This is a genomic window from Microcystis sp. LE19-131.1A (assembly GCF_027532015.1).
Taxonomy (GTDB): Bacteria; Cyanobacteriota; Cyanobacteriia; order Cyanobacteriales; family Microcystaceae; genus Microcystis; species Microcystis ichthyoblabe_A.
In genome coordinates, this window is record NZ_JAPZSS010000149.1 from 1 (window position 1) to 1,049 (window position 1,049).

Genomic DNA, 1,049 nt, shown 5'->3' on the forward strand with positions numbered 1-1,049 from the left:
GAGATTTAACAGGTGGCAAAATCGCGATCGCCAATCAGTGTTGGACGGGTGTAATTTCAGCTATTCAGTCATTATGAGGGTTATGACATTTTTGGTGGGGGTGCTAAAATCTGCTTCTAGCATCAAAATGAGAATTGCTGCTCTTCCATAATTTATGTTGCAAACCGTTGTTATAGGCAGTGAAGAACAGGGTATTGCCCACCGCCATCAGATTGCCGAACAAGGCACCGGGACCGGCAAAGTTGTCACTGACCAGAACCGTACCGGCCGCCGTGCCGTCGCTCTTCCATAATTCTCGACTGCCGGCAGTGAAGAACAGGGTATTGCCCACTGCCGTTAGATTTTGGGGGAAGGAACCATAGAAACCGGGGCGGATATCTTTGACCAGAACCGTACCGGCCGCCGTGCCGTTGCTTTTCCATAATTCTTGACCGTTAAGGCCGTCACGGGCGGTCAAGAACAGGGTGTTGCCCACTGCCGTCAATCTGCTGGCGGAGCGGATGTCGGCCACCGCAACTGTACCAGCTACCGTGCCGTCGCTCTTCCACAATTCATAACCGTTAACGTTGTCATCAGCGATGAAGTACAGGGTGTTGCCCACCGCCGTCAGATAGCGGGGGTAGGAGCTAAAGGCACCGGGACGGATATCTACTAAAAAAGGAGTTGACATGATTTTTTCTTGAATAAAGGGTGAAAATTAAACAATTAAGCCCCTAAAGAAGGCACCATCCACACGGATTGAGTGCCGTCGAGGACTGATAACTGGTTTCTGATACAAATCAAAGGCCCGATAGTTATAAATATACATTCTCTGGGAGAAATCTTTTTCGTACTGGCTCGGTATCTCTCAAACAAACCCGTTTTCTAGATATTGGGTTTAAGATGTTCTTATGGTTGTTCTAGGATTGGATTTTTGCCAAAGACTGCTTAAATTCTGCGAGAGAATTAGCGGTAGCTGCTAATTTAACAATCTCTTGTAATGTAGATAGTACCGAAACTTTATTCAGGTATTGTTCCACATCTAAAGGAACTTCACCTAAGCGAGCTTG

At 47.0% G+C, this 1,049-nt stretch carries 2 pseudogenes; both read right to left on the reverse strand.

The features are described 5' to 3' along the window. Positions 1–130 precede the first annotated feature (130 nt). A pseudogene (locus O9323_RS12025) lies at positions 131–670 on the reverse strand (ELWxxDGT repeat protein); the annotation flags it as partial. An 84-nt stretch (positions 671–754) separates the two neighbouring features. After that, a pseudogene (locus O9323_RS12030) lies at positions 755–844 on the reverse strand (transposase); the annotation flags it as partial. Between the last annotated feature and the right edge of the window lie 205 nt (positions 845–1,049).